This is a genomic window from Flavonifractor sp., from assembly GCF_019422385.1.
Taxonomy (GTDB): domain Bacteria; phylum Bacillota; class Clostridia; order Oscillospirales; family Oscillospiraceae; genus Flavonifractor; species Flavonifractor avistercoris.
Window position 1 is genome coordinate 1 of the sequence record NZ_JAHZDL010000038.1, and the last position, 21712, is coordinate 21712.

At 66.1% G+C, this 21712-nt stretch carries 22 protein-coding genes; 12 read left to right on the forward strand and 10 right to left on the reverse strand.

All coding sequences use genetic code 11. The features are described from left to right. Nucleotides 1–184 precede the first annotated feature (184 nt). Complete coding sequence (locus QZ378_RS06635) at nt 185–1099, reverse strand: DMT family transporter (RefSeq protein ID WP_191378956.1); 915 nt, start codon at nt 1097–1099, stop codon at nt 185–187. A 63-nt stretch (nt 1100–1162) separates the two neighbouring features. On the opposite strand from QZ378_RS06635, the gene QZ378_RS06640 reads away from it, so the two are divergent. Continuing rightward, a complete protein-coding gene (locus QZ378_RS06640) occupies nt 1163–1789 on the forward strand; it encodes an HAD family phosphatase (protein WP_291257727.1) in 627 nt (208 codons plus the stop codon). 431 nt (nt 1790–2220) lie between these two features. On the opposite strand, the gene QZ378_RS06645 is transcribed toward QZ378_RS06640, so the two are convergent. Next, nucleotides 2221–4674 carry an ATP-dependent helicase gene (locus QZ378_RS06645; protein WP_291257728.1) on the reverse strand — a complete coding sequence of 818 codons (2454 nt, stop codon included), beginning with the start codon at nt 4672–4674 and terminating at the stop codon, nt 2221–2223. Nucleotides 4675–4885: 211 nt separating this feature from the next. Here QZ378_RS06645 and QZ378_RS06650 point away from each other — a divergent pair, with 211 nt between their 5' ends. Further along, nucleotides 4886–5440, forward strand: a complete 555-nt coding sequence (locus tag QZ378_RS06650) for a GNAT family protein (RefSeq protein ID WP_291257729.1) — start codon at nt 4886–4888, stop codon at nt 5438–5440. 84 nt (nt 5441–5524) lie between these two features. Next, nucleotides 5525–6058, forward strand: a complete 534-nt coding sequence (locus tag QZ378_RS06655) for a hypothetical protein (protein ID WP_291257730.1) — start codon at nt 5525–5527, stop codon at nt 6056–6058. Here QZ378_RS06655 and spoIIR read toward each other — a convergent pair. The 6 genes from spoIIR to QZ378_RS06685 all read right to left on the reverse strand — a co-directional run bounded on the left by spoIIR (nt 6033) and on the right by QZ378_RS06685 (nt 11307). Next, nucleotides 6033–6665, reverse strand: a complete 633-nt coding sequence (gene spoIIR, locus QZ378_RS06660) for a stage II sporulation protein R (protein WP_291257731.1) — start codon at nt 6663–6665, stop codon at nt 6033–6035. The two genes, QZ378_RS06655 and spoIIR, sit on opposite strands and share 26 nt — an antisense overlap. Nucleotides 6666–6719: 54 nt before the next feature. After that, complete coding sequence (ispE, locus tag QZ378_RS06665) at nt 6720–7592, reverse strand: 4-(cytidine 5'-diphospho)-2-C-methyl-D-erythritol kinase (protein ID WP_291257732.1); 873 nt, start codon at nt 7590–7592, stop codon at nt 6720–6722. A 78-nt stretch (nt 7593–7670) separates the two neighbouring features. Next, nucleotides 7671–8951: a DUF1015 domain-containing protein gene (locus QZ378_RS06670; protein WP_291257733.1), complete on the reverse strand. Its 1281-nt coding sequence runs from the start codon at nt 8949–8951 to the stop codon at nt 7671–7673. A gap of 34 nt (nt 8952–8985) precedes the next feature. Next, a complete protein-coding gene (gene thrH / locus QZ378_RS06675; RefSeq protein WP_191391594.1) occupies nt 8986–9591 on the reverse strand; it encodes a bifunctional phosphoserine phosphatase/homoserine phosphotransferase ThrH in 606 nt (201 codons plus the stop codon). A gap of 52 nt (nt 9592–9643) precedes the next feature. Further along, nucleotides 9644–10831 (reverse strand): aminotransferase class I/II-fold pyridoxal phosphate-dependent enzyme, encoded by a 1188-nt coding sequence (locus QZ378_RS06680; protein ID WP_291257734.1) that lies wholly within the window; start codon nt 10829–10831, stop codon nt 9644–9646. Further along, on the reverse strand, nt 10828–11307 hold the full coding sequence (locus QZ378_RS06685; protein ID WP_291257735.1) for an Lrp/AsnC family transcriptional regulator: 480 nt from the start codon (nt 11305–11307) through the stop codon (nt 10828–10830). The genes QZ378_RS06680 and QZ378_RS06685 overlap by 4 nt, the downstream gene beginning before the upstream one ends. A 238-nt stretch (nt 11308–11545) precedes the next feature. On the opposite strand from QZ378_RS06685, the gene QZ378_RS06690 reads away from it, so the two are divergent. From QZ378_RS06690 to QZ378_RS06730, 9 genes are all read left to right on the forward strand, one after another. After that, nucleotides 11546–11872: a hypothetical protein gene (locus tag QZ378_RS06690; protein WP_291257736.1), complete on the forward strand. Its 327-nt coding sequence runs from the start codon at nt 11546–11548 to the stop codon at nt 11870–11872. Then, nucleotides 11869–12924, forward strand: coding sequence for a V-type ATPase subunit (locus tag QZ378_RS06695; protein WP_191391212.1), 1056 nt, complete (start codon nt 11869–11871; stop codon nt 12922–12924). Before QZ378_RS06690 ends, QZ378_RS06695 begins: the two co-directional genes overlap by 4 nt. A 41-nt stretch (nt 12925–12965) precedes the next feature. Continuing rightward, nucleotides 12966–14918 carry a V-type ATPase 116kDa subunit family protein gene (locus tag QZ378_RS06700; protein ID WP_291257737.1) on the forward strand — a complete coding sequence of 651 codons (1953 nt, stop codon included), beginning with the start codon at nt 12966–12968 and terminating at the stop codon, nt 14916–14918. An 18-nt stretch (nt 14919–14936) separates the two neighbouring features. Then, nucleotides 14937–15362, forward strand: coding sequence for an ATP synthase subunit C (locus tag QZ378_RS06705; protein ID WP_191378968.1), 426 nt, complete (start codon nt 14937–14939; stop codon nt 15360–15362). 218 nt (nt 15363–15580) lie between these two features. Next, nucleotides 15581–15889: a V-type ATP synthase subunit F gene (locus tag QZ378_RS06710; protein ID WP_087238461.1), complete on the forward strand. Its 309-nt coding sequence runs from the start codon at nt 15581–15583 to the stop codon at nt 15887–15889. Nucleotides 15890–15909: 20 nt separating this feature from the next. After that, on the forward strand, nt 15910–16539 hold the full coding sequence (locus QZ378_RS06715; protein WP_291257738.1) for a V-type ATP synthase subunit E: 630 nt from the start codon (nt 15910–15912) through the stop codon (nt 16537–16539). Continuing rightward, nucleotides 16536–18305, forward strand: coding sequence for a V-type ATP synthase subunit A (locus QZ378_RS06720; protein ID WP_291257739.1), 1770 nt, complete (start codon nt 16536–16538; stop codon nt 18303–18305). The genes QZ378_RS06715 and QZ378_RS06720 overlap by 4 nt, the downstream gene beginning before the upstream one ends. 29 nt (nt 18306–18334) lie before the next feature. Continuing rightward, nucleotides 18335–19738 carry a V-type ATP synthase subunit B gene (locus QZ378_RS06725; RefSeq protein WP_191378971.1) on the forward strand — a complete coding sequence of 468 codons (1404 nt, stop codon included), beginning with the start codon at nt 18335–18337 and terminating at the stop codon, nt 19736–19738. A 28-nt stretch (nt 19739–19766) separates the two neighbouring features. Continuing rightward, nucleotides 19767–20384, forward strand: coding sequence for a V-type ATP synthase subunit D (locus tag QZ378_RS06730; protein WP_087238468.1), 618 nt, complete (start codon nt 19767–19769; stop codon nt 20382–20384). Nucleotides 20385–20394: 10 nt separating this feature from the next. Here the strand turns inward: QZ378_RS06730 and QZ378_RS06735 are convergent, their stop codons facing one another. Together QZ378_RS06735 and QZ378_RS06740 are read right to left on the reverse strand one after the other, a co-directional pair. After that, entirely contained in the window at nt 20395–21039 is a 645-nt protein-coding gene (locus QZ378_RS06735) for a hypothetical protein (protein ID WP_191528494.1), read from the reverse strand. Further along, on the reverse strand, nt 21029–21595 hold the full coding sequence (locus QZ378_RS06740; protein WP_191528496.1) for a sigma-70 family RNA polymerase sigma factor: 567 nt from the start codon (nt 21593–21595) through the stop codon (nt 21029–21031). Before QZ378_RS06740 ends, QZ378_RS06735 begins: the two co-directional genes overlap by 11 nt. Between the last annotated feature and the right edge of the window lie 117 nt (nt 21596–21712).

Here is a 21712-nt window from a genome sequence, read left to right on the forward strand (position 1 = left end):
CGGGTGGGATCCCGTCGGCATCTACTTGGTTGCCCGTTCAAGCCGCCCTCGGAAGTCCATTCGCCGGTTCCCTCCGACCCTGATCCCACCACCCAGGGCTCTCTTTGCATCGGGAATGCCGCCTACTTCTCTTCCTCACAGGTTTGCTGTGGTTTACTTGTTAGGCTGTATTATACGCACCCGTTCAGACTTTGTCAACCTTTTTTTTTCGCAGGAAGGAGAACTTCGTCTCCGAGCACACCACGGCCAGGAAGATCAGGGCAAAGCCCACGAACATAAGGGGGGTGGGCCGCTCGTTGGCAAAGAGAATGGAGAAGAACACGCCGAAGGGGGCCTCCAGGGACAGAAGGACGGCGGCGGTGGAGGGGGCGGTGTACTTCTGCCCGATGTTCTGGAACAGCAGGGCGCCGCAGGAGGCGAAGATCACCAGATAGGCCAAGGAGAAGATCAGGCTCTGGTCAAACACGCCGGGGGTGAGGGCGGGACGGGTGATCAGCACGCCGATCCAGGAGAACAGAGCAAAGGAGGCAAACTGGAGGGTGGTGAGGATGAAGATGTCCCGGCCCTCGGAGTACTTGGCCACAGCCACGATGTGGGCGGCAAAGAAGAAGCCGCCGATGAGGGTGAGTACGTCGCCCATGTTGAAGGCAGTGGCGTTGCTGCCGGTCACCGACACCAGGGCGATGCCGGCGATACACAGAAAGGCCGCCAGGATGTTGAACTTGTCGGGGCGGCGCTTGGCGATGACCCAGTACAGGAAGGGGACGATGACGCAGTAGACGGCGGTGAAGAAGGCGTTCTTGCCGGAGGTAGTCTGCTCCAGCCCGAAGGTCTGGAAGGCATAGGCCACAAACAGGCAGAAGCCCATCACCGTGCCGCCGATCAGGTACTGCCTGTCCAGCACCTTCCACCGTTTGATGAACACCACGGCCAGCACCAGGGCCGAGAAGGTAAAGCGGATGGCCAGCAGCCAGAAGGTGGGCAGCACGTCCACGCTGCTCTTCATCACCACGAAGGAGCTGCCCCAGATGATGGTGGCCAGGACGATCAGGGGGCTGGCGAAGCGGGCCAGGACGCTGGTTTCTTTGTGTTCGCTCATGGTTGTACCTCTCCTTTGACTATGATAAAATCATGCTATCGCTTTCTCTGGAGGTTATCGCCTGTGGATCTGTTCGATTTTGACGGCACGCTGGTGGATTCCAACGGCGTGTGGGTGGATGTGGACAACGGCTTTCTGGCCCGGCGGGGGCTCACCCCGACCCGGGAATACAGCGATGCCGTGGGCCACTCCATCTTCCCCATTGCCGCACAATATACCAAGGACTATTATCATCTGGATATGAGCCCGGAGGAGATCATGGCCGAGTGGCTGGACATGGCCCGGGATGCCTATGCCCATCAGGTGCCCCTCAAGCCGGGGGCCGGCGAGTTCCTGGCCCGCCGGGCGGGGGAGGGGGCGGACATGGCCCTGGTCACCGCCTGCGTGCCAGAGCTGTGCCGGGCCGCCCTGGCGCGCCACGGCCTGGAGCGGTACTTCTCCGCCGTGGTCTACGTCCAAGAGCTGGGGGTGGAGAAGCGGGATCCCCGGGCCTTCGCCCTGACCCTGGAGCGGCTGGGGGTGCGGGCGATGGACTGCACCCTCTACGAGGACTCTCCCGGGGCCTGCAGGGCCGCCCGGGACACGGGCATCGCCGTGGTGGGGGTGTACGACCCCTTCTACGCCATGTACGAGGCGGAGATGAGACAGCTCTGCCGCCGGTATATCCGCAGCTTTACCGAGCTGCTGTAACAGCGGCCGCCTGCACGCAGCCCCAACTTCCCTGATATTTCCGGGGCATGGCACCGACGGCGGCCCGGCGGGCGGCTGGGTACAGCGCAACCGCTCTCATGGCCTGCAAGGTAATCCCGATGCGTGCCACCGAGGCGCGGCAGCGCCTGTAACACGACTGCCAATAGAACGGGCGGCAATGCTCACCCGGTCTTTGCCCTGTCTGTACAGCTCGCCGCCGCCATGAACCCTCGTACTGGGGGGTCCAGGGTGGGCGAAGCCCCCCGGCCCTTCTTTCCCCCCATTTCTTCGGGAAGAAATGGGGGCCCCGGCCGGGTAGGCCCCCGCCGGGAGGCCGGGCCTCCATTGGGCGGCCGCCATGTATGGCGGCCCTGCGGGTTCGGGCGGATGATATCCGCCCCTGCAAACGGCGCGTCAAGGATGCCGGCGCCCTACACCTTTTTCATGTACTGGGCGGCGGATTTGAGCATGAGCCGCTTGGTGCCCACGGTGTCGAAGGCGATCTCCACCAGGGCGTCGCCCCCCATGGGGGTCACCTTGGTGATGAGGCCCTTGCCGAAGGCCTTGTGCTGGACGCTGTCCCCGGCCCGGAAGGCGGGTGCGGCGGCCTTGGGTGCGCCCCCCGCCGCGGGGCTCTTCCAGTCGGGGGCGGGAGCACTGGAGGCCGGGGCAGCGGGCTCGTGGCCCAGGGAGAAGCCCCGGTCGTAGGTGCGGCGCTGCCGGACGGGACGGGGGCGCTCCGCCTCCCGCTCCTGCCGCTCGGCGTAGGGCAGGCGGCCGGACTTCTCCACGTACTCCGCCGGGATCTCCCCCAGGAAGCGGGAGGGGCGGTTGGAGTTGGTGCGGCCGAAGAGCATCCGCTGGGAGGCGCAGGTCATGTACAGCTTTTCCTTGGCCCTCGTCATGGCCACGTAGCAGAGGCGGCGCTCCTCCTCCATCTCCTCCGGCTCACCGATGGCGCGGATACCGGGGAAGATGCCCTCCTCCACGCCCACCACGAACACCACCGGGAACTCCAGGCCCTTGGCCGAGTGCATGGTCATCATGACCACGCAGTCCTCGTCGGGGTCGTGGGCGTCCAGGTCTGTGTACAGGGCGATCTCGTCCAGGAAGCCGGCCAGGGAGGGCTCGTCCACCACGTTGTCCAGGTAGTTCTGGATGGAGGAGAGCACCTCGTGGACGTTCTCCAGCCGGGTGCGGTCCTCCACGGTGTTCTTCTGTTCCAGCATGACGGCGTAGCCGGTGCGCTGGACCAGCTCCTCGTAGAAGTCGGGCAGGGGCAGCTCACCGGACAGCTTCCGCAGATCGCTCATCAGCTCGGCGAACTGGCCCAGCCGGGGAGCGGCCTTTTGCAGCTCCGGCCAGTCCCGGGCGTGGTTCACCACGTCCCACAGGGAGCGGCCCTCTGCCTGGGCGATGGCCTGGGCCCGGTCCACTGTGGTGGCGCCGATGCCCCGGGGCGGGTTGTTGATGATGCGGGCGAGGCGCAGATCGTCGTTGGGGTTGTTCACCGCGCATAGATAGGCCAGCATGTCCTTGACCTCCGCCCGGTCGAAGAAGCGGATGCCGCCGATGATGCGGTAGGGGATGCCGTTGCGCTTGAAGGCCTGCTCAATCTGGTTGGACTGGGCGTTCATGCGGTAGAGCACCGCGTGATCCTTCCACTTCCGCCCGGCGGAGTAGTCCGCCAGGATCTGGGCGGCCACGTACTGGGCCTCGTCGTGCTCGTTCATGGCGGTGTAGCAGTGGACCTTGTCCCCCGCGTCGTGCTCCGTCCACAGCTCCTTGCCCTTGCGGCCCTCGTTGTTGCGGATCACCGCGTTGGAGGCCTCCAGGATGTTCCTGGTGGAGCGGTAGTTCTGCTCCAGCCGGATTACCCGAGCCCCCTTGTACTGGCTCTCGAAGGAGAGAATGTTCTCGATGGTGGCGCCGCGGAAGCGGTAGATGGACTGGTCGTCGTCCCCCACCACGCAGATGTTCTCGTACCCCCCCGCCAGGGTGGAGGCCAGCAGATACTGGAGGTTGTTGGTGTCCTGGTACTCGTCAATGAGTACATAGCGGAATTTCCTCTGGTAATATTCCCGCACGTCATCGAATTTCTGGAGCAGGCGCACCGTGTCCAGGATGATGTCGTCAAAGTCCAGGGCGTTGGCGTCCTTCAGGCGGCGCTCATACTCGGCATACACCTTGGCGATCTTCACCAGCCGGAAGTCTCCGGCCTTCTCGCACTCGGCCAGGTAGTCCTTCCCCAGCTTCATGGCGTCCTTGGCCCGGGAGATGTATCCCAGCACCGAGCGGGGAGAGAAGGTCTTTTCATCCAGGTTGAAGTCCTTCAGGATGTCCTTGATCACCCGCTCGGAGTCGGCGGTGTCGTAGATAGTGAAGGAGCTGGTGAAGCCCAGCCGGTCGATGTCCCGCCGCAGGATGCGCACGCAGGCGGAGTGGAAGGTGGAGGCCCAGATGTCGCCCGCCGCCGGGCCCAGCATCCGCTCCAGCCGCTCCTTCAGCTCCCCGGCGGCCTTGTTGGTGAAGGTGATGGCGATGATGGACCAGGGCACCGCCGGGTCCACCTGGCAGAGCCGCTCCTGCTCCGCCTTTTGGGACGGGTCGGGATGGCGGACGTATTCCTCCAGGAAGGCCAGGTCGGCGGGGGTGACCCAGCCCGGCACCTCGTCGCTGTCGGAGCCCCGGCCGTATTTCATCAGGTTGGCGATGCGGTGGATCAGCACGGTGGTCTTTCCGCTGCCCGCCCCCGCCAGGAGGAGCAGGGGGCCCTCGGTGGCCATGGCGGCCTTCCGCTGCTCAGGGTTCAGGTTCTGGAAGTCCAGCGCGATGGCGGCCCGCCGGGCCTTGCAAAAGCGCAGTTCCTCGTCTCGGTTCAGCATTGGGATTCTCCTCGGTAGGCGGGGCCGCCCACGGATGGACGGCCCCCCTGTTTTTCTGCCTCTATTTTACCGAAAACCGGCGGCCAGGTCAACCTTCCGGAATGGAATCTTTTCCATGTGAAAACCGAATGCCCGGCCGCCCCCGGTGTGCAAAATCCGACAGGCTGTGCTATAATAATGTCTGCTGAATCAACCGGAAAGGAGAATTCCTGTGAACCGCTATGTATTCCGCTCCCCACGGCTGGGGTTCCTGGCGGTAAACCCCGCCCTGGCCGCCCCCGCCGCCGCCTTTTACCGCCGCAACCGGGCCGCCTTCGCCCCCTTTGACCCGGTGTGGGGGGAGGAGTTCTACACCGAGGAGGGGCAGGCCCGGCGCCTGGCCGAGGAGCAGTCCTGGGCGGAGGCGGGCCGCTCCTTCCGCTTCCTGCTGGTGCAGCCCCGCCATCCGGGAAAAATCGTCGGCATGCTGGGCCTCAACGAGATTGTCCGGGGGGCCTTCCAGTCCTGCTTTATCTCTTACAAAATCGACCACACCCTGTGGGGCCGGGGTTACGGCTCCGAGGCCATCGCCTGCGGGGCGGAGTGGGCCTTCCGGACCCTGGGGCTCCACCGTGTGGAGGCCAACATCATGCCCCGCAACACCGCCTCCCGCCGGGCGGCGGCCAAGGCCGGGTTTGTGGAGGAGGGCCTGTCCCGGAAGTATCTCAAAATCAACGGCGTGTGGGAGGATCATATCCACATGGTGCGGCTGAATGGGGAAAACTAGCGGCGCTTTTACAGAATCTTTACACCGTTTTTCGCCTTCCTGTGCTATTCTGAGTCCAGAAACAGCGGGAAAGGGGAAATCCATGTGAAGACCGGAAAACGGCGCTGGCTCCTGCTCCTCCCCCTGGCGGCCCTGCTGGCGGGGTTTTTGGCTTGGATGTACCACCCCCGCAGCCTGACTGCCACCCTCCGCGCCCTCGGCGGGGATATCCAGGTCATCATTTCCACCTATGAGATCCGGGTGGAGGATCATGTGGCCTACCCGGACGGGAAGGGCTATCCGTTCATCGTCGAAGCCGGTACGGAGGAGTACGACGCCCTGCTGGAGCTGCTGGACGGGTACTCCTGGCACGAGCAGATCAACACCCTGGGCGGGGACGGGACGATCAACGGCACGGGCCGGGGCGATCCGGAGGTAAATCTGGGCGCCAGCGTTTATTCCCTGTCGCCGAAGTGCGCACCGTCACGGGGCGTCCTTCTTATCAACAATTACAAGGGAGCGCCCAATGCCAGGGTGGACGGAAACGTCTGCCAGCTCGGTTGGGGAGACGACAACGGAGAACTGCTGCTGGAACTGGCGGAGCTGTTCGGGGTCACGAACCCGCAAGCCAGCCCTTGAACTCCTCCAGCAGCTCGATGGCCCGGAATTTCACCACATAGCCCTGGTCCTCGCCGGTGATCAGGGATACCTGTCCCTCCGTCAGCCCCGCATCGGCGGCGGTCTCCTCCACCGTCTCGGTGACCGAGCCCAGGCACAGGGGCGGGAACACCACGCACCACCAGTTCTGCCCCGCCCCCTCGCCGATCTCGATGCGCAGGGCGGTGTACTGCCCCGCCGGGAGGGCGAAATCGGTGTAGGTCTTGGTGGGGAACCAGTAGTTGTGTACCAGGGAGGCGGTCACCGGGTAGTCGTACCCCGCCGCCCCCACCACCTCCGCCCCGGCGGCGGCCAGGTCGTATAGGTGGGCGCGGAGGAGTTCCTCCGTCTCGTCCCGGGTGATGCCCGGGGTGAGGTAGGTCTCCGCCTCCGCCAGAATCCGGTCCCGCACCTGGAGCTTGAGGGCCTGATCCTCCGCCGAGTCGGAGTTGGCCAGCACGTGGAGGCGGATCACCTGGTCGGCCAGGGCGGCCTGGGCCCCGTCCAGCCGGGCCCCCAGCAGGGCGGCCAGGGCCACGCCGATGAGCAGCGCCAGCTCCCACCGGCGCAGGGTTTTGGAAGAAGTCATAAAAAATCACCGTCCACTATGTAGTGCCTACATTGTGGACGGTGATTTCTCATTTTATACCAGTTTTCCGGTGGTCCGCGCCAAAAAGCAGATGGGACACAGCTGGGCGAGGGCGGCTTTTGCGCGCCGGGCCGCCCCCTCGGAGTCGAACAGCCCGAATACGGCGGAGCCGGTGCCGCTCATGGAGGCCCCCAGGGCCCCCTGCTGAATCAGCTCGGTCTTAAGCCGCTGGATCTCGGCCGCCCGCCGGGGGGGCAGGGCGTCCTCAAACACGTTGTACATCCGCCGGGCCGCGCCGCCCAGATCCCCCGCCGCCAGCGCGGAGACCAGCCCCGCCGTGTCCGGCCGGCGGCGGATGCGGATGCCGTCCAGCCGGGCGAAGAGCTCCGGCGTGGGCACCGAGAAGGCGGGCTTGCAGAGCACCACGTGGCAGGAGGGCAGGGGGGGCAGGTCGGTGAGCACCTCGCCCCGGCCCTGGGCCAGAACGGTGCCCCCCCGGACGCAGTAGGGCACGTCGGAGCCCACCCTCGCCCCGATCTCCTCCAGCCGCTCCGGCGGCAGCTCCAGCCCCGCCAGGGCGTTGAGGCCCCGGAGGACGGCGGCGGCATCGGCGCTGCCCCCGGCCAGCCCGGCGCAGACGGGGATGGTCTTGTCCAGGGTGATGGACAGCCCGCCCCAGTCCACCCCGGTATCCTCCGCCAGGCGGAGGGCCGCGGCGGCGGCCAGGTTGCGCCCGTCGGCGGGGAGGAAGCCCAGATTGCTGCGCATGGACAGGGGCTTGCCCGTGCCGGTCTCCAGCCGGAGCCGGTCGCAGAGATCCACGGTCTGCATCACCATGCGCATCTCGTGATACCCGTCGGGCCGCTTCTCCAGCACATCCAGGGAGAGATTCAGTTTGGCGTAGGCCAGCACATCCAGCGCGGGCATGGCAGTCGCCTCCTGATGCAATGATAAGATGATGGCGCGCCGGGGCGTCGCGCCCCACGGATGGAGCCCTTTTCTTGATTACCTGATTTTCCGGGCCTCCAGATAGAACCGCTTGTCGTGGGCCTCCCCCATGGAGAAGGTCTTGCGGGGGAGGACGCCGTCGTGGATGACGGTGGGGAAGAGCTGCTCCTTGCCCATGGCGGGCAGGAGGAAGGCGATGTTGCCGGGGCGGGCGGCCAGTTCCCGGGCCACGTCCGCGCCGTGGATGTAGTCGATGCTGCCGCCGTGTTCCTTGACGTACTGGTCCAGCACGGGCTGGAGGGTGCCCACCTCCAGCTGGGCGTCGGGATGGGGCACGGTGACGGCGCCCTTCCTGTCCTGGGCGTACCAGCGCAGGACATGGCCGTCCCCCTCGCCGGCATAGGCGCCGGGACAGGCGTTCAGCAGGGCCTCCACCACCGCCTCCGGCTCCACGCCGAACACCACCCGGTGGATGGGCTCGAACTCCAGGGAGGCGTCGTGGAGGTTCACCAGCTCGCACAGGGCGTACCGGGCGGGCAGAGCGTCCCAGTGCTCCGGCGGGGTGAGCTTCTTCTGCCGCTCGTAGCACTCCTTGGCGGTAGCCAGGGAGTGGTTGCCGTCCCCCACGGCGAAGAGCATCACCGGCTTGTCCACGGTGCCGTACTTGGCGTTGAAGGCGGCGGGGTCGGCCAGGGCCCGCAGGGCGGAGGCCACCAGGGCCATGCTCTCCCCGTCCAGCTTCCAGCCGGCGATATGGCCGCCCCGCTCCATGAGGTCGAAGTCGTACACCTGCTCCATCCTGTCCTTCCGGGCGGAGAGAGGCTCGATCACCGTCTTCTCCGGATCGTCGGCCAGGAGCATCACGTGGGGCAGCTCCAGGGGGGCGTTTTTGCGCACCGCCACCCGGGGCGGGATGCGGGACATGACCGTGCCCTCGGTGGCCCGCACCAGGGCGGACGAGCCGGGCTCGTAGTCGTACTGCTCCAGATCCACCATGCCCACCAGGCCCCGGCGCAGCCGCAGGTTGTCCAGCCGCCGCTCCACATAGATCAGGGAGGCGGGCAGGGTGCGGAACCGGTCCTCCCGCAGATAGCGGGTCATGGTGTTGTTGATCTCCATGATGTCGGTCTCCACGTTGGGGCCGTCCAGGCAGCTCTCCGGCAGGATCAGCCGCAGGGCGGAGGGGGCGGAGCCCACATACTCCTCCACCCGCTGCCAGTACTCCGGCTGGGAGGTATACTGGTCGCAGGCCACCACCGACCACTTGGCGTATTCGCAGTCCTGGGGCAGCAGGATATCCGCCGGGGCAAAGGGCAGGCCGTCAAACAGGTTTGTCATTGTACTCACTCCCCGCTCTCGTTTTGAGAGCTCTCTATTGGGCCATGGCCCCCCGGATGGCCGCCAGCAGATCGTCAAACCGGTCGAAGGCGGGCAGCTCCGGGTGCTCGGCCTTGATGGCGTCGGTGCTGCGGAACAGGAAGCCGGCCTTGCTGGCCTGGATCATGCCCAGGTCGTTGTGGCTGTCCCCGGCGGCGATGGTCTGGAAGCCGGCGGACTGGAGGGCGCGCACCGTGGTCAGCTTGGACTGGGGGCAGCGCATGCGGTAGCCGGTGATGGCCCCGTCGGGCGCCACCTCCAGGGTGTTGCAGAACAGGGTGGGCCAGTTGAGCTTGCGCATCAGGGGCTGGGCGAACTGCTCAAAGGTGTCGCTGAGGATGATCACCTGGGTCTCCTCCCGCAGCTGGTCCAGAAACGCCCGGGCCCCGGGCAGGGGGTCGATTTTGGCGATGGTGGCCTGGATCTCCTTCAGCCCCAGGTGGTGCTCCTTCAGAATGTCCAGGCGGTAGCGCATGAGCTTGTCGTAGTCGGGCTCGTCCCGGGTGGTGCGCTTCAGCTCCGGGATGCCGCTGGCCTCGGCAAAGGCGATCCAGATCTCCGGGACCAGGACGCCCTCCATATCCAGGCAGGTGATGTACATATCGGTTCCCCCTTTTCTGTTCTGTTGTATCAATCGGCGTGCCCGGCGGGGATTACCCCTCCCGGGCCTGCTTCTTGCGCAGGTTGGTCAGGAAGTTGTCCATGCGGGTCAGGGCCTCGGCGATGTCCTTCATGCTGGTGGCGTAGCAGCAGCGGACAAAGCCCTCGCCGCCGGCGCCGAAGGCGGAGCCGGAGATGACCGCCACCTTCTCTTCCATCAGGAAGCGCTCGCAGAAGTCGTCGGAGCTGAGGCCGGTGCCCCGGATGTCGGGGAACACGTAGAAGGCCCCCTTGGGCTCAAAGCAGGGCAGGCCGATGCGGCGCAGGCCCTCCACCAGGTAGCGGCGGCGGCCGTCGTACTCGTCCCGCATCTTCTCGATGTCCCCGTCGCCGTTGCGCATGGCCTCGATGGCGGCGTACTGGCTGGTGGTGGGGGCGGACATAATGCCGAACTGGTGGAGCTTGAGCATCTGCTGGATCACCGGCGCGGGCCCGCAGACGTAGCCCATGCGCCAGCCGGTCATGGCGTGGCTCTTGGAGAAGCCGTTGACCACGATGGTGCGGTCGTACATCTCGGGCAGGTTAGCGATGGACACGTGCTTCTGGCCGTAGGTCAGCTCGGCATAGATCTCGTCGGAGAGCACCATGATGTTGGTGCCCTTCAGCACCTGGGCGATGGCCTCCAGATCGGCCCGCTCCATGATGCCGCCGGTGGGGTTGGAGGGGAAGGGGAGCACCAGCACCTTGGTGCGGGGGGTGATGGCGGCGCGCAGCTGCTCAGGGGTGAGGCGGAACTCGTTCTCCGCCTTCAGCTCCACGTACACCGGGGTGCCGCCGGCCATGGAGGCCAGGGGCCCGTAGCACACGAAGGAGGGTACGGGGACGATCACCTCGTCGCCGGGGTTGAGCAGGCACCGCAGGGCCAGGTCGATGGCCTCGCTGCCGCCCACGGTGACCACGATCTGGTGGGCGAAGTCGTACTGCAGGTTGAAGCGGCGGTTTAAGTAGGCGGCGATCTCCCGGCGCAGCTCCGCCATGCCGGCGTTGCCGGTGTACTTGGTGAAGCCCTTCTCCAGGGAGTAGATGCCCGCGTCCCGGATGTGCCAGGGGGTGACGAAGTCGGGCTCGCCGATGCCCAGGGAGATGGCGTCCTTCATCTCCTCCAGAATGTCGAAAAAGCGCCGGATGCCCGAGGGCTTGACCTCCTGAATGCGCTTACAGAGGATCTCGTCGTAATTCATGAGAAAATCCACTCCCTCTCCTGCTTTTCCTGCTTTTCAAAGATCAGATGCTTCTCCTTGTACTTGTGCAGGATGAAATGGGTGGCGGTGCCCGTCACGTCCTCCAGAGTGGACAGGCGCTCCCCCACAAACTGGGCCACCTCTTTCAGCGTGCGCCCGGAGATGATGACGGTGAGATCAAAGGCCCCGCTCATCAGATAGACGCTCTCCACCTCGTCGTACTGGTAGATGCGCTCGGCCACCCGGTCGAAGCCGTCCCCCCGCTGGGGGGTTACCTTCACCTCAATGAGAGCGGTGACCGCCTCCCGCTGGGTGCGGTCCCAGTCCACAATGGCCTGGTAGCCCAGGATCACCTTATCCTCCTCATACCGCTTGATGGCGGCCTTGACTTCCTCCACGGTCATATCGGTCATGGATGCAAGCTGTTCCGGCGTCAGGGTGCAGTCCTGTTCCAGGAGCTGAAGCAGCTTTGCCATAGCAATTCCTCCTATCTGCTGGCCCGCCATGGGGCGGACGGATATATTCTATTATTATAAACGCCCCCGCGAGGGATTACAAGGCCCTGCGGACGCATCCGTACAGTTTTCCTTTCCCCCTGCGGTGAGACATAAAATTTCTCTGGTTTGACCAAATTCCTGTGGCATTCTGCCGCCCGGCATGGTATGATAAACATGATATGCTGGCCCTGAGTGGGGCCGAAGCGGAGGTGTTACCATGGACTATGCCGAGATGGTCAGCCAGATCATGGCCGCCGAGCAGGGGGCGAAGGCCCTGGCCGACGAGGCCAGGGAGAAGCGCCAGCAGATGCAGGCCGGCCTGGAGAAGGAGGTCTCCGCCCTGCGGGAGGACTATATGGACCGGGCCAACCACCGGCTGGAGGAGGTTCAGCAGACCGAGGATGCCGCCGCCCAGGAGGCTCTCACGCGCCTGGACGAGCGCCTGGATCGCACCATGCGGGCGGTGGAGGCGTCCTATGAGAAGAACAAGGAGCGCTGGGTGGACGCCCTGTTCTCCATGATTGTGGGCGTGGAGCCGTCATGACCGCGGAGATGGCTTACGGCGCGCTGTCCGCCAAGGTGCGCGCCCTGTACGGAAAGCGGCTGCGCTCCGACGACTTCGCCCGGCTGGCCGCCCGGCGCAGCGAGGCGGAGATCCTGGACGAGCTGCGCCAGCACCCGGGCTGGAGCCGGGCCCTGGCCCTGGTGCCCCCGGGCGCCTGGGGCTATGTGGGCCGGGTGGAGGTGGAGCGGGCCCTCCAGGAGGAGCTGCGGCTGGAGTATCAGAGCCTGGCCTACTACGTCCCCCGGGAGGACAAGCCCCTGATGCAGTTCCAGCTCCGGGCCGCCGAGCGGTCGGCCATTCTGTCCGCCCTGCGCCGGCTGAAGGCCGGCCTGTCCCCCCGGGAGGCCCCGCCGCCCCCCCGCATCGCCCTCCACAGCAGGCTGGACGAGGCGGCCGCAGCCGCCTGCACCACCTACGACCAGCTGACGGAGGCTGCCAGGGACACCATCTACTATTCCGCCCTGCGGCAGCTGCGGCCGCCCCGGACGGACGAGCTGCCCGATTTCACCCGGGCCGACGCGGTCCTGCGGACGGCCTACTACGCCCATCTGCTGCGCATCGTCCGCTCCCAGTACCAGGGCCGCACCCAGAAGGTGCTGCTGCGGGCCATCGGGGAGCAGATCGACCTGCTGAACATCCTGCACATCCTCCGCCTCAAGACCTACTTCCCACAGACCCCCCGGGAGGATTACGCCGGCGTGCTGTTCCCCTTCCAGTACCGGCTGACGATGGATTTCCTCCGCCGGCTGTGCGAGGCGCCGGGGGCGGAGGGCGCCTATGAGCTGCTACGGGAGTCCCCCTACGGGGACTGCTTCGACGAGACGGCGGTGGACGCGGTGGAGGAGTACTATCAGCGGGCGGTCTTCCGCTTCAACAAGCGGCAGCTCTCCGCCGTGCCCCCCTCCATCTACACCGCTATTGCCTACCTGGAGCTCAAGGAGCTGGAGCTGGGTGTGCTGGTCAACGTGATCGAGTCGGTGAAGTACGGCGTGCCCTATCACGCGGAATTTGCCAATCTGGTGGGCGGTTAGCGCCTGTATTCCATATAATCTGAAAGGAAGGAGATACCGCGATGTCCGTTGTCCCGATGAAGCTGCTCACCATCGCCGGGCCCCTGGATCGGTTTGACGATGTGGTGCGCACCTGCGTCATCGACCAGGAGTTCCATCCGGAGAATGCGCTCCAGCTTATGCGCGGGGTGGGCGGCCTGCGCCCGCTGGAGCTGGAGAACCCCTACGCCGCCCTGCTCCGCCGCTCCATAGAGGTGGCCGACGAGGCGGGGATTCCCCTGGACTACGCCCCCTTTGATCCCACGGCCTCTCTGGAGGAGATGGCCGGCTACTTTGACAGCCTGGCCGACCAGGCCTCCGCCCTCCACAAGAAGCAGGAGGAGCTGGAGCACCAGCTGGACGAGGCCCGCAGCATGGTGGATCAGCTGCAGAACCTGCGGGGCCTCGACGTGAAGCTGGACGAGCTGTGGGGCCTGGATCACGCCCGGTTCCGCTACGGCTATCTGCCCCGGGAGACCTATGACGGTTTCCGGGACGCCCTGGACGCGGAGGAGGATCTCTTCTTCGTGCCCACCACTGTGGGCCGCCGGCGGGTGTACGGGGTGTACTTCACCACCAAGGAGTCCCACCACAAGGTGGACTCCCTCATGAACTCCCTCCACTTCACCCGCATCCACCTGGAGGAGCCCCCCCACGGCACGGTGGACGCGGCCACGGCGGAGCTCAACGCCAGAACCGCGGACATCCGGAAGGCGGTGGAGGCGGTGGGGACGGAGCTGCAGGAACTGCGCGACCAGGAGAAGGAGCACATCCTGTCCAGCTATTCCTGCCTGCGCTACCACAGTACCTGCTGTGAGCTGCGCCAGTACGCCTGCCGCAGCCGCAACACCTTCTACCTCACCGGCTGGGTGCCGGCAGCTGCGGTGCGGGAGGTGGAGGGCAAGCTGGCCCAGTTCCCCGAGCTGTCCTGCGTGGCCGACGCCGCCGACGACGTGGAGCATGCCAAGCCCCCCACCAAGCTGAAAAACTCCTTCCTGGGCCGGGTGTTCCAGCCCTTCCTGGAGATGTACGGCCTGCCCGCCTATAACGAGAAGGATCCCTCCCTGTTCATGGCGCTCACCTACTGCCTCTTCTTCGGCATCATGTTCGGCGATCTGGGGCAGGGCCTTTGTCTGGCCCTCATCGGCTTCGTGCTGGCCAAGTGGAAGCACATGTGGCTGGGCGGCATCATCACCTGCTGCGGCCTGTCCGGCGCCCTGTTCGGCTGCGTCTACGGCTCGGTGTTCGGTTTTGAGGAGCTCATCCCCGGCTTCAAGATCATGGAGGAGACCACCTTCGCCGGCATGGGCACCGTCAGCAACGTGCTGCTGTTGCTGGTCATGTCCATCTGCCTGGGCGTGTTCATGCTGCTGCTGGTGATGGTGGTCAACATCCTCAACGGCGTGCGCCAGCGGAATTTTGAGAAGATCCTCTTCGGCCCCAACGGCGCGGCGGGCATCCTGTTCTATGGCGGGCTGATCTTCGCCGCCGTGGCCACCGCGGCCTTCGGCGTCAACCTGTTCGTCCCCGCCTATGTGCTGCCGGTGCTGATCCTGCCGCTGGTGCTCATGCTCCTGCGGGAGCCCCTGTCCCGCCTGCTCTCCGGCGACCCGGACTGGAGGCACTTCTCCGTGGGGGAGGTGCTGGGCACCGGGTTCTTCGAGCTGTTCGAGACCCTGCTGAGCTACCTGACCAACACCCTGTCCTTCATGCGTGTGGGCGCCTACGCCATCACCCACGTGGGCCTGATGCTGGTGGTTCACATGCTGGCCGACCTGGCCGGCGGCGTGGGGGGGCCGGTGGGCATCCTCATCCTGGTGCTGGGCAACATCTTCGTCATGGGCTTTGAGGGCCTGCTGGTGGGCATTCAGGTGCTCCGTCTGGAGTTCTACGAGCTCTTCGGCCGCTTCTACGACGACGGCGGCGTCCCCTTTGTCCCGAAAAAAATCGATTACGCCGCCCGCATCAACGGGTGAGCGGAGGAGGTAGTCATCATGCTGAAATTCATCGTCCTGTTCTTTGCCGCCTTTGCGGTGTTCTCCCCCCTGTTCCTCATCGGCATCCGCAAATACACCGGCCAGAAGGCCAAGCGGGCCCTGGGCGCCAACATCGCCTCCTTCTTCGCTTTCCTGGTGCTGGCCAGCGTGGTGGGCATCGGCGGCAGCGCCTCCGCCGCCGGCGCTGAGGCCGCCGCGGCCGCCGGAGGCATGGCCGAGGGCCTGAAGTACGTGGGCGCCGCCCTGGCCGTGGGTCTGTCCGGCATCGGCGGCGGCATCGCCGTGGCCTCCTCCGCCTCCGCCGCCCTGGGCGCCATCTCCGAGAACGACAAGGCCTTCGGCAAGGCCCTGATCTTCGTGGGCCTGGCCGAGGGCGTGGCCCTGTACGGCCTGATCGTGGCGCTGCTGCTGCTCTTCGTCTAACGAGTCCAGGGGGGATTTCATCCCCCCTAGATACGCGGTCACCGCGCCGCCCAAGGGGCGGCACAATGACCGCGATACCCCCCTCACCCGCGCCCGCGCGGGTGGCCCTGGCCGCCGCGGCCAGGGGTATCGGTGTGCTGCGCAGGCGCATGTCCTGCTCCGCACGGATTTTGATTTGATTTCGCCCGCGGGGCGGGCGAAACTCTGCGAGGCTATGTATGAAATACTTCGTCATCACTGACAGCACGGATACCCAGGTGGGGCTGCGCCTGGCGGGCATCGAGGGCGTGGTGGTGCGGGAGGAGGCCCTGGCACGGGCCGCCATCCAGACCGCCGCCGCCGACCCGGACATCGCCGTGCTGCTCATTACCGAACATCTGGCCGACCAGTGCCGGGACGTGATCGCCCCGCTCAAGCTCACCGCCCAGCGGCCCCTGGTGGTGGAGATCCCAGACCGGCACAGCACGGGCCGCGCCCCCGACTCCATCACCCGGTACATCCGGGAGGCCATCGGGGTCAAGCTCTGATCCCGCGAGGAGGAACAAGTATGCCTGATATCAACCAGAAGCTGGATCGCTTCACCGCCAAAATCCTGGCCGAGGCCGCCGCGGAGAGCCGGCGGGCCATGGAGGAGGTGCAGCGCCGCCGGGAGCAGCGCATCCAGGAGGCGGAGGATGAGGTGCTCAAGGAGGCCTATGACTACATCCACACCGAGGTCTCCCGCATCCAGGCCGAGGCGGGCCGGGGCGTGTCCCGGCACATGCTGGATAACAAGCGCACCCTGTCCCTGCGGCGCAAGGAGATGGCCCAGGAGGTCTTTGCCCTGGTGCGGGCCAAAATCGCCGCCTTCACCCGTACCGCCGCCTACACCCGGCGGATGGCCGCGCTGATGACGGAGGCGGCGGGATACCTCGACGGCGCCAAGGAGGTGCTGGTCACCCTGCGGGAGGAGGACATGGGCCTGCGCCAGCTCCTGACCGACGCGGTTCCGCTGATGCACCTGACCTTCCAGCCCGGCGACTTCCGCATGGGCGGGCTGGTGGCCGAGTCCCCGGATCTGGGCCTGCGGGTGGACGCCTCCTTTGACAGCGCCGCCGAGGAGCTGTCCGGCCACTTTGCCGAGCTCTTCGGCCTGTCTCTCTCTGATGAATCCGAAAGGACGGTACTTCCAGAATGAAGCAAGCGCAGTACACGATCCACGGCATCAACGGCCCCGTGGTCAAGGTGGTTGGCGGCAAGGGCCTGGCCATGATGGACATGGTCAGCGTGGGCGACGAGGGCCTCATCGGCGAGGTGGTGGGCGTGGATCTGGACGCCGCCACCGTCCAGGTCTACGAGGACACCGCCGGACTCAAGCCCGGCCAGCCCGCAGTGGGGCAGGGGGCCCCCATGGCCATCACCCTGGGGCCCGGCATGCTCACCAACATCTTCGACGGCATCGCCCGCCCCCTCAAGGTCATTGAGGAGAAGAGCGGGCCCTTCATCGCCCGGGGACTCAACCTGCCCTCCCTGGATCAGGAGAAGAAATGGGACACCACCCTCCACGTGAAGGTGGGGGATACCCTTGCGCCGGGGCAGATGTACGCCTCCTGCCCGGAGACGCCGCTGATCCTCCACCGCTGTCTGGTGCCCGCCGGCCTGTCCGGCAAGGTCACCCGGGTGGTTCCCGACGGGGCCTACAACGTGACCGAGACCCTGGTGGAGCTTACCGACGACCACGGCGGGGTGCACCCGCTGCGCCTGTCCCAGGAGTGGCCCATCCGCACCCCCCGGCCCATGGCCGACCGCCTGCCCATCGACCGGCCCCTGGTCACCGGCCAGCGGATCATCGACACCCTGTTCCCCATCGGCAAGGGGGGCGCCGCCGCCATCCCCGGCCCCTTCGGCGCCGGCAAGACCATGACCCAGCACCAGCTGGCCAAGTGGTCGGACGCGGACATCATCGTCTACCTGGGCTGCGGCGAGCGGGGCAACGAGATGACCCAGGCCCTGGAGGAGTTCTCCGAGCTGCTGGATCCCAAGAGCCAGCAGCCCCTGATGAACCGCACCATCCTGATTGCCAACACCTCCAACATGCCGGTGGCCGCCCGCGAGGCGTCGGTGTACACCGGCATGACCATCGCCGAGTACTACCGGGACATGGGCTACCACGTGGCCCTCATGGCCGACTCCACCTCCCGCTGGGCGGAGGCCCTGCGGGAGATCTCCGGCCGCCTGGAGGAGATGCCCGCCGAGGAGGGCTTCCCCGCCTACCTGGCCTCCCGTCTGGCGGAGTTCTATGAGCGGGCGGGCTATGTGAAGACCCTGGAGGGGAAGGAGGGGAGCGTCACCGTCATCGGCGCTGTCTCCCCCCAGGGCGGCGACTTCTCCGAGCCCGTCACCCAGAACACCAAGCGCTATGTGCGCACGTTCTGGGGCCTGGATCGGGCCCTGGCCTATGCCCGCCACTTCCCCTCCATCAACTGGCTCACCTCCTACTCGGAGTATGCCGACGATCTCAAGCCCTGGTATGACGAGCACGTGGGGCCGGAGTTTGTCAACAGCCGCCACCAGATCGCCCACCTGCTCCAGAAGGAGTCGGAGCTGATGGAGATCGTCAAGCTCATCGGCGCGGACATTCTGCCCGAGGATCAGAAGCTGGTGATGGAGACCGCCAGGCTCATCCGGGTGGGCTTCCTCCAGCAGAACGCCTATCACGCCATCGACACCTACGTGCCCCTGGACAAGCAGCTGCGCATGATGGAGCTGATGCTCAAGCTCTACCACGGGGCCAGGGACATCGTCTCCCGGGCCATCCCCCTGTCCCAGCTGAAAGCCACGGGGATCTTCGAGTCCCTGGCCAAAATGAAGTACGAGGTGCCCAACGACCACCAGGAGAAGTTTGACGAGTACGACAAGGCCATTGACGAGGCCCTCCGCCAGGTCAACGAGGCCAACCGGTAGCGCGGCACAGATTGAGGTGAATCACTGACATGAGACTGGAATACATCGGCCTGTCGGAGCTGTCCGGCTCCCTGATCGCCCTCCGGGGCGTCAAGGACGTGGCCTTTGACGAGATGGCGGAGATCACCCTGGAGAACGGGGAGCGCCGCTATGGGCGGGTGATCCTCATCGACGGAGACCGGGTGGTGCTCCAGGTGTTCGAGGGAACCCGGGGCATCTCCCTGGAGAACGCCTCCACCCACTTTGTGGGCAAGAGCATGGACATCGCCCTGTCCAGGGAGATGCTGGGCCGGGTGTTTGACGGGGCGGGCCGACCCATCGACGGCCTGGGGGAGATCTACCCCGAGGAGCGGCGGAACATCAACGGCTCCGCCATCAACCCCGTCTCCCGCAAGTACCCCCGCAGCTGCATCTACACCGGCATTTCCGCCATCGACGGCTGCGCCACCCTGATCCGGGGGCAGAAGCTGCCCATCTTCTCCGGCTCGGGCATGAAGCACAACGAGCTGGCCGCCCAGATCGTGCGGCAGGCCAGGGTGCCCAACCAGGACGGGGAGTTCGCCATCGTCTTCGCCGCCATGGGCGTGAAGAACGACACCGCCGAGTTCTTCCGCCGCTCCTTTGAGGAGGCCGGCGCCCTGAGCCGGGTGGTCATGTTCCTCAACCTGGCCTCCGACCCCATCATCGAGCGCATCCTCACCCCCCGCTGCGCCCTGACGGCGGCGGAGTTCCTGGCCTTCGAGCACGGCTACCACGTGCTGGTGGTGCTCACCGACATGACCTCTTACTGCGAGGCGCTGCGGGAGTTCTCCTCCTCCAAGGGGGAGATCCCCTCCCGGAAGGGCTTCCCCGCCTATCTGTACTCCGACCTGGCCTCCCTGTACGAGCGGGCGGGCATGATCCACGGCAAGCCTGGCTCGGTGACCCAGGTGCCGGTGCTCACCATGCCCAATGACGACATCACCCACCCCATCCCCGACCTGACCGGCTACATCACCGAGGGGCAGATCGTGCTCAACCGGGAGCTGGATCAGAAGGGCATCTATCCCCCCATCGCCATCCTTCCCTCCCTGTCCCGCCTGATGAAGGACGGCGTGGGCAAGGGCTTCACCCGGGAGGATCACTACGACCTGTCCAACCAGCTCTTCGCCTCCTACTCCAAGGTGCAGGACGCCCGCAGCCTGGCCAGCGTCATCGGCGAGGACGAGCTCAGCGAGCTGGACAAGCAGTACCTGGCCTTTGGCAGCGCCTTTGAGGAGAAATATATTAACCAGAATCTGACGGACAACCGCAGCATTCAGGACACCCTGGAGCTGGGGTGGAAGCTGCTCTCCATGCTGCCCAAGAGCGAGCTGGATCGCATCGACTCCAAGACCATCGAGGCCCACTACCGGGAGGGCGCGTGGAAGGAGCTCTTCGCCCGCAAGCAGTGAGAGGGCCGTGGAAAGGAGCTGAACCGCCGTGCCCAACAACCTTCTGCCCACCAAGGGCAACCTGATCGCCGCCAAGCACTCCCGCGGCCTGGCCCAGACCGGCTTTGAGCTGATGGATCGCAAGCGCAACATCCTCATCCGGGAGCTCATGGGCATGATGGACACCGCAAAAGAGCTCCAGGGGCAGATTGACACCGTCTTTACCGAAGCCTATGCCGCCCTCCAGGCGGCCAACATCCGCCTGGGCATCTGCGACCGCATCGCCGAGGCGGTGGAGGTGGACGACTCCCTGACCCTCCGGTACCGCTCGGTGATGGGGGTGGAGCTGCCCCGCATCCCCGGACAGTCTCCGCCCCCCCGGCCGGAGTACGGCCTGGGGGAGACCTGCTCGGAGCTGGACGAGTGCTATTTGAAGTTCCACAAGGTCAAGGAGCTCACCCGGCGGCTGGCGGAGGTGGAGACCTCCATCTACCGCCTGGCCGACGCCATCAAAAAGACCCAGAAGCGGGCCAATGCCCTGGAGAATATCGTCATACCCGGCCTGGACGAGACCATCCGCTTCATCACCGACGCCCTGGAGGAGAAGGAGCGGGAGGAGTTTGCCCGGCTGAAGGTCATCAAGCGGGTAACCACAAAAGGGAAGTGAGACAGGCGTCTCACTTCCCTTTTTCTATGGACTGTATGCTGGACAGGATGCCCTCCAGCTCCGCTGGGGAGAGGCCGCCGCTGGCGGAGAGGGAGCAGCTGTATCCGTCCGCCGTCCACACGGCGGTGTAGATCATGCCGCCCTCCCCCCGGCACTGCACCGACCGGGTTCCCACGGCACGGGTGGATATCTCCCCGTACTGGGTGTAGTCCCCGCTGATGTCCTCCGAGCCGGGGGCCATGCGGTAGCAGAGGGTGTCCGTCCCGTCCGACCAGCGCAGCTCCGCCAGCTCACCCGGGAGGCTCTGAGCCAGCAGGAGACTGTACCCCTCCGGCAGGGCCGTGGGGATTGCCAGGGGCCAGGACAGGGCCTCCGCCAGGGCCTGGGGGCTGTCGTATTCCACCGAGCCATAGCCGCCCTGCACCGCCGCCGGGGGCGTGGCCGTAACTGCGGGCCCCCCGTAGAACGGTCGGGCCACAACCAGCACCACACAGCAGGCCGCGGCGGCGCAGGCCGTCAGGATCCGCCGCCGTGCTGCCGGAATCACGGGCCTCCGTTCTGCCCGGCGGGCCACCGCCTCCAGCACCCGCTCCTCCAGCTCCGGCGTCACCACCACGGCGTCCATGAGACGCCGGTAGGCGCTTCTATCCTTCAAAGTCATACCCCTCCTTCAGTACGGCCCGCAGCTTTTCCCGGCCCCGGGCCAGCAGGGAGCGGACGGTGGACTCCCGGGCCCCCAGAATCCGGGCGATCTCCACGGTGGTGTAGCCCTCGTAGTAGTACAGGTGGATCACGCCCCGGTAGCGGGCAGGCAGGGCCCCCACCGCGTCCCACACCGCCGACAGCTCCGGCTCCGGCGCCCGGCCGGGCAGCAGATCGCTCAGCTCCTCCTGGGGGTGCCGCTTCCAGTAGCTCAGCCGGCTTTTGCACAGGTTGGCCGCCACCCGCAGCAGCCAGGCCCTCTCGTGCTCCTCGCCGGAAAAGGGCGGGGCCTTCTGGAGATACTGGAGCAGGGTGTCCTGAAGCACGTCCTCCGCCTCCGGGCGCTGGTGGAGATAGGAGCAGGCCAATCGGAGCACGGCGTCCCCGTGCCGCCGCAGGGCCCGGGCCGCATCGGGGATCAAAGGGGCCTCCCCCTCCTCCAGCCCGCCGGCCAGCAGCGCCCGCAGCCGGGCCAGCAGGCCGGGCCGGGGCCGCAGTATGCCTTCCATTCCCTCACTCCCTTCACCTGGAATACAAACGGCGGGCCCGATCCGCTGCAAAAAAATTTTTTGGCAACACCGCACAAAGGAAAAAATGTGATATAATAAAGCTATGGATAAGCAGAT

Bases quoted from the DNA above. Each gene is read 5' to 3' on its own strand.
- QZ378_RS06710 (WP_087238461.1), top strand. From the start codon at position 15,581: ATGAAATACTTCGTCATCACTGACAGCACGGATACCCAGGTGGGGCTG.
- QZ378_RS06740 (WP_191528496.1), bottom strand. From the start codon at position 21,595: ATGGAAGGCATACTGCGGCCCCGGCCCGGCCTGCTGGCCCGGCTGCGG.
- QZ378_RS06680 (WP_291257734.1), bottom strand. From the start codon at position 10,831: ATGAATTACGACGAGATCCTCTGTAAGCGCATTCAGGAGGTCAAGCCC.
- QZ378_RS06720 (WP_291257739.1), top strand. From the start codon at position 16,536: ATGAAGCAAGCGCAGTACACGATCCACGGCATCAACGGCCCCGTGGTC.
- QZ378_RS06695 (WP_191391212.1), top strand. From the start codon at position 11,869: ATGACCGCGGAGATGGCTTACGGCGCGCTGTCCGCCAAGGTGCGCGCC.
- QZ378_RS06725 (WP_191378971.1), top strand. From the start codon at position 18,335: ATGAGACTGGAATACATCGGCCTGTCGGAGCTGTCCGGCTCCCTGATC.
- QZ378_RS06635 (WP_191378956.1), bottom strand. From the start codon at position 1,099: ATGAGCGAACACAAAGAAACCAGCGTCCTGGCCCGCTTCGCCAGCCCC.
- thrH (WP_191391594.1), bottom strand. From the start codon at position 9,591: ATGTACATCACCTGCCTGGATATGGAGGGCGTCCTGGTCCCGGAGATC.
- QZ378_RS06690 (WP_291257736.1), top strand. From the start codon at position 11,546: ATGGACTATGCCGAGATGGTCAGCCAGATCATGGCCGCCGAGCAGGGG.
- ispE (WP_291257732.1), bottom strand. From the start codon at position 7,592: ATGCCCGCGCTGGATGTGCTGGCCTACGCCAAACTGAATCTCTCCCTG.
- QZ378_RS06700 (WP_291257737.1), top strand. From the start codon at position 12,966: ATGTCCGTTGTCCCGATGAAGCTGCTCACCATCGCCGGGCCCCTGGAT.
- QZ378_RS06645 (WP_291257728.1), bottom strand. From the start codon at position 4,674: ATGCTGAACCGAGACGAGGAACTGCGCTTTTGCAAGGCCCGGCGGGCC.
- QZ378_RS06685 (WP_291257735.1), bottom strand. From the start codon at position 11,307: ATGGCAAAGCTGCTTCAGCTCCTGGAACAGGACTGCACCCTGACGCCG.
- spoIIR (WP_291257731.1), bottom strand. From the start codon at position 6,665: ATGACTTCTTCCAAAACCCTGCGCCGGTGGGAGCTGGCGCTGCTCATC.
- QZ378_RS06715 (WP_291257738.1), top strand. From the start codon at position 15,910: ATGCCTGATATCAACCAGAAGCTGGATCGCTTCACCGCCAAAATCCTG.
- QZ378_RS06705 (WP_191378968.1), top strand. From the start codon at position 14,937: ATGCTGAAATTCATCGTCCTGTTCTTTGCCGCCTTTGCGGTGTTCTCC.
- QZ378_RS06670 (WP_291257733.1), bottom strand. From the start codon at position 8,951: ATGACAAACCTGTTTGACGGCCTGCCCTTTGCCCCGGCGGATATCCTG.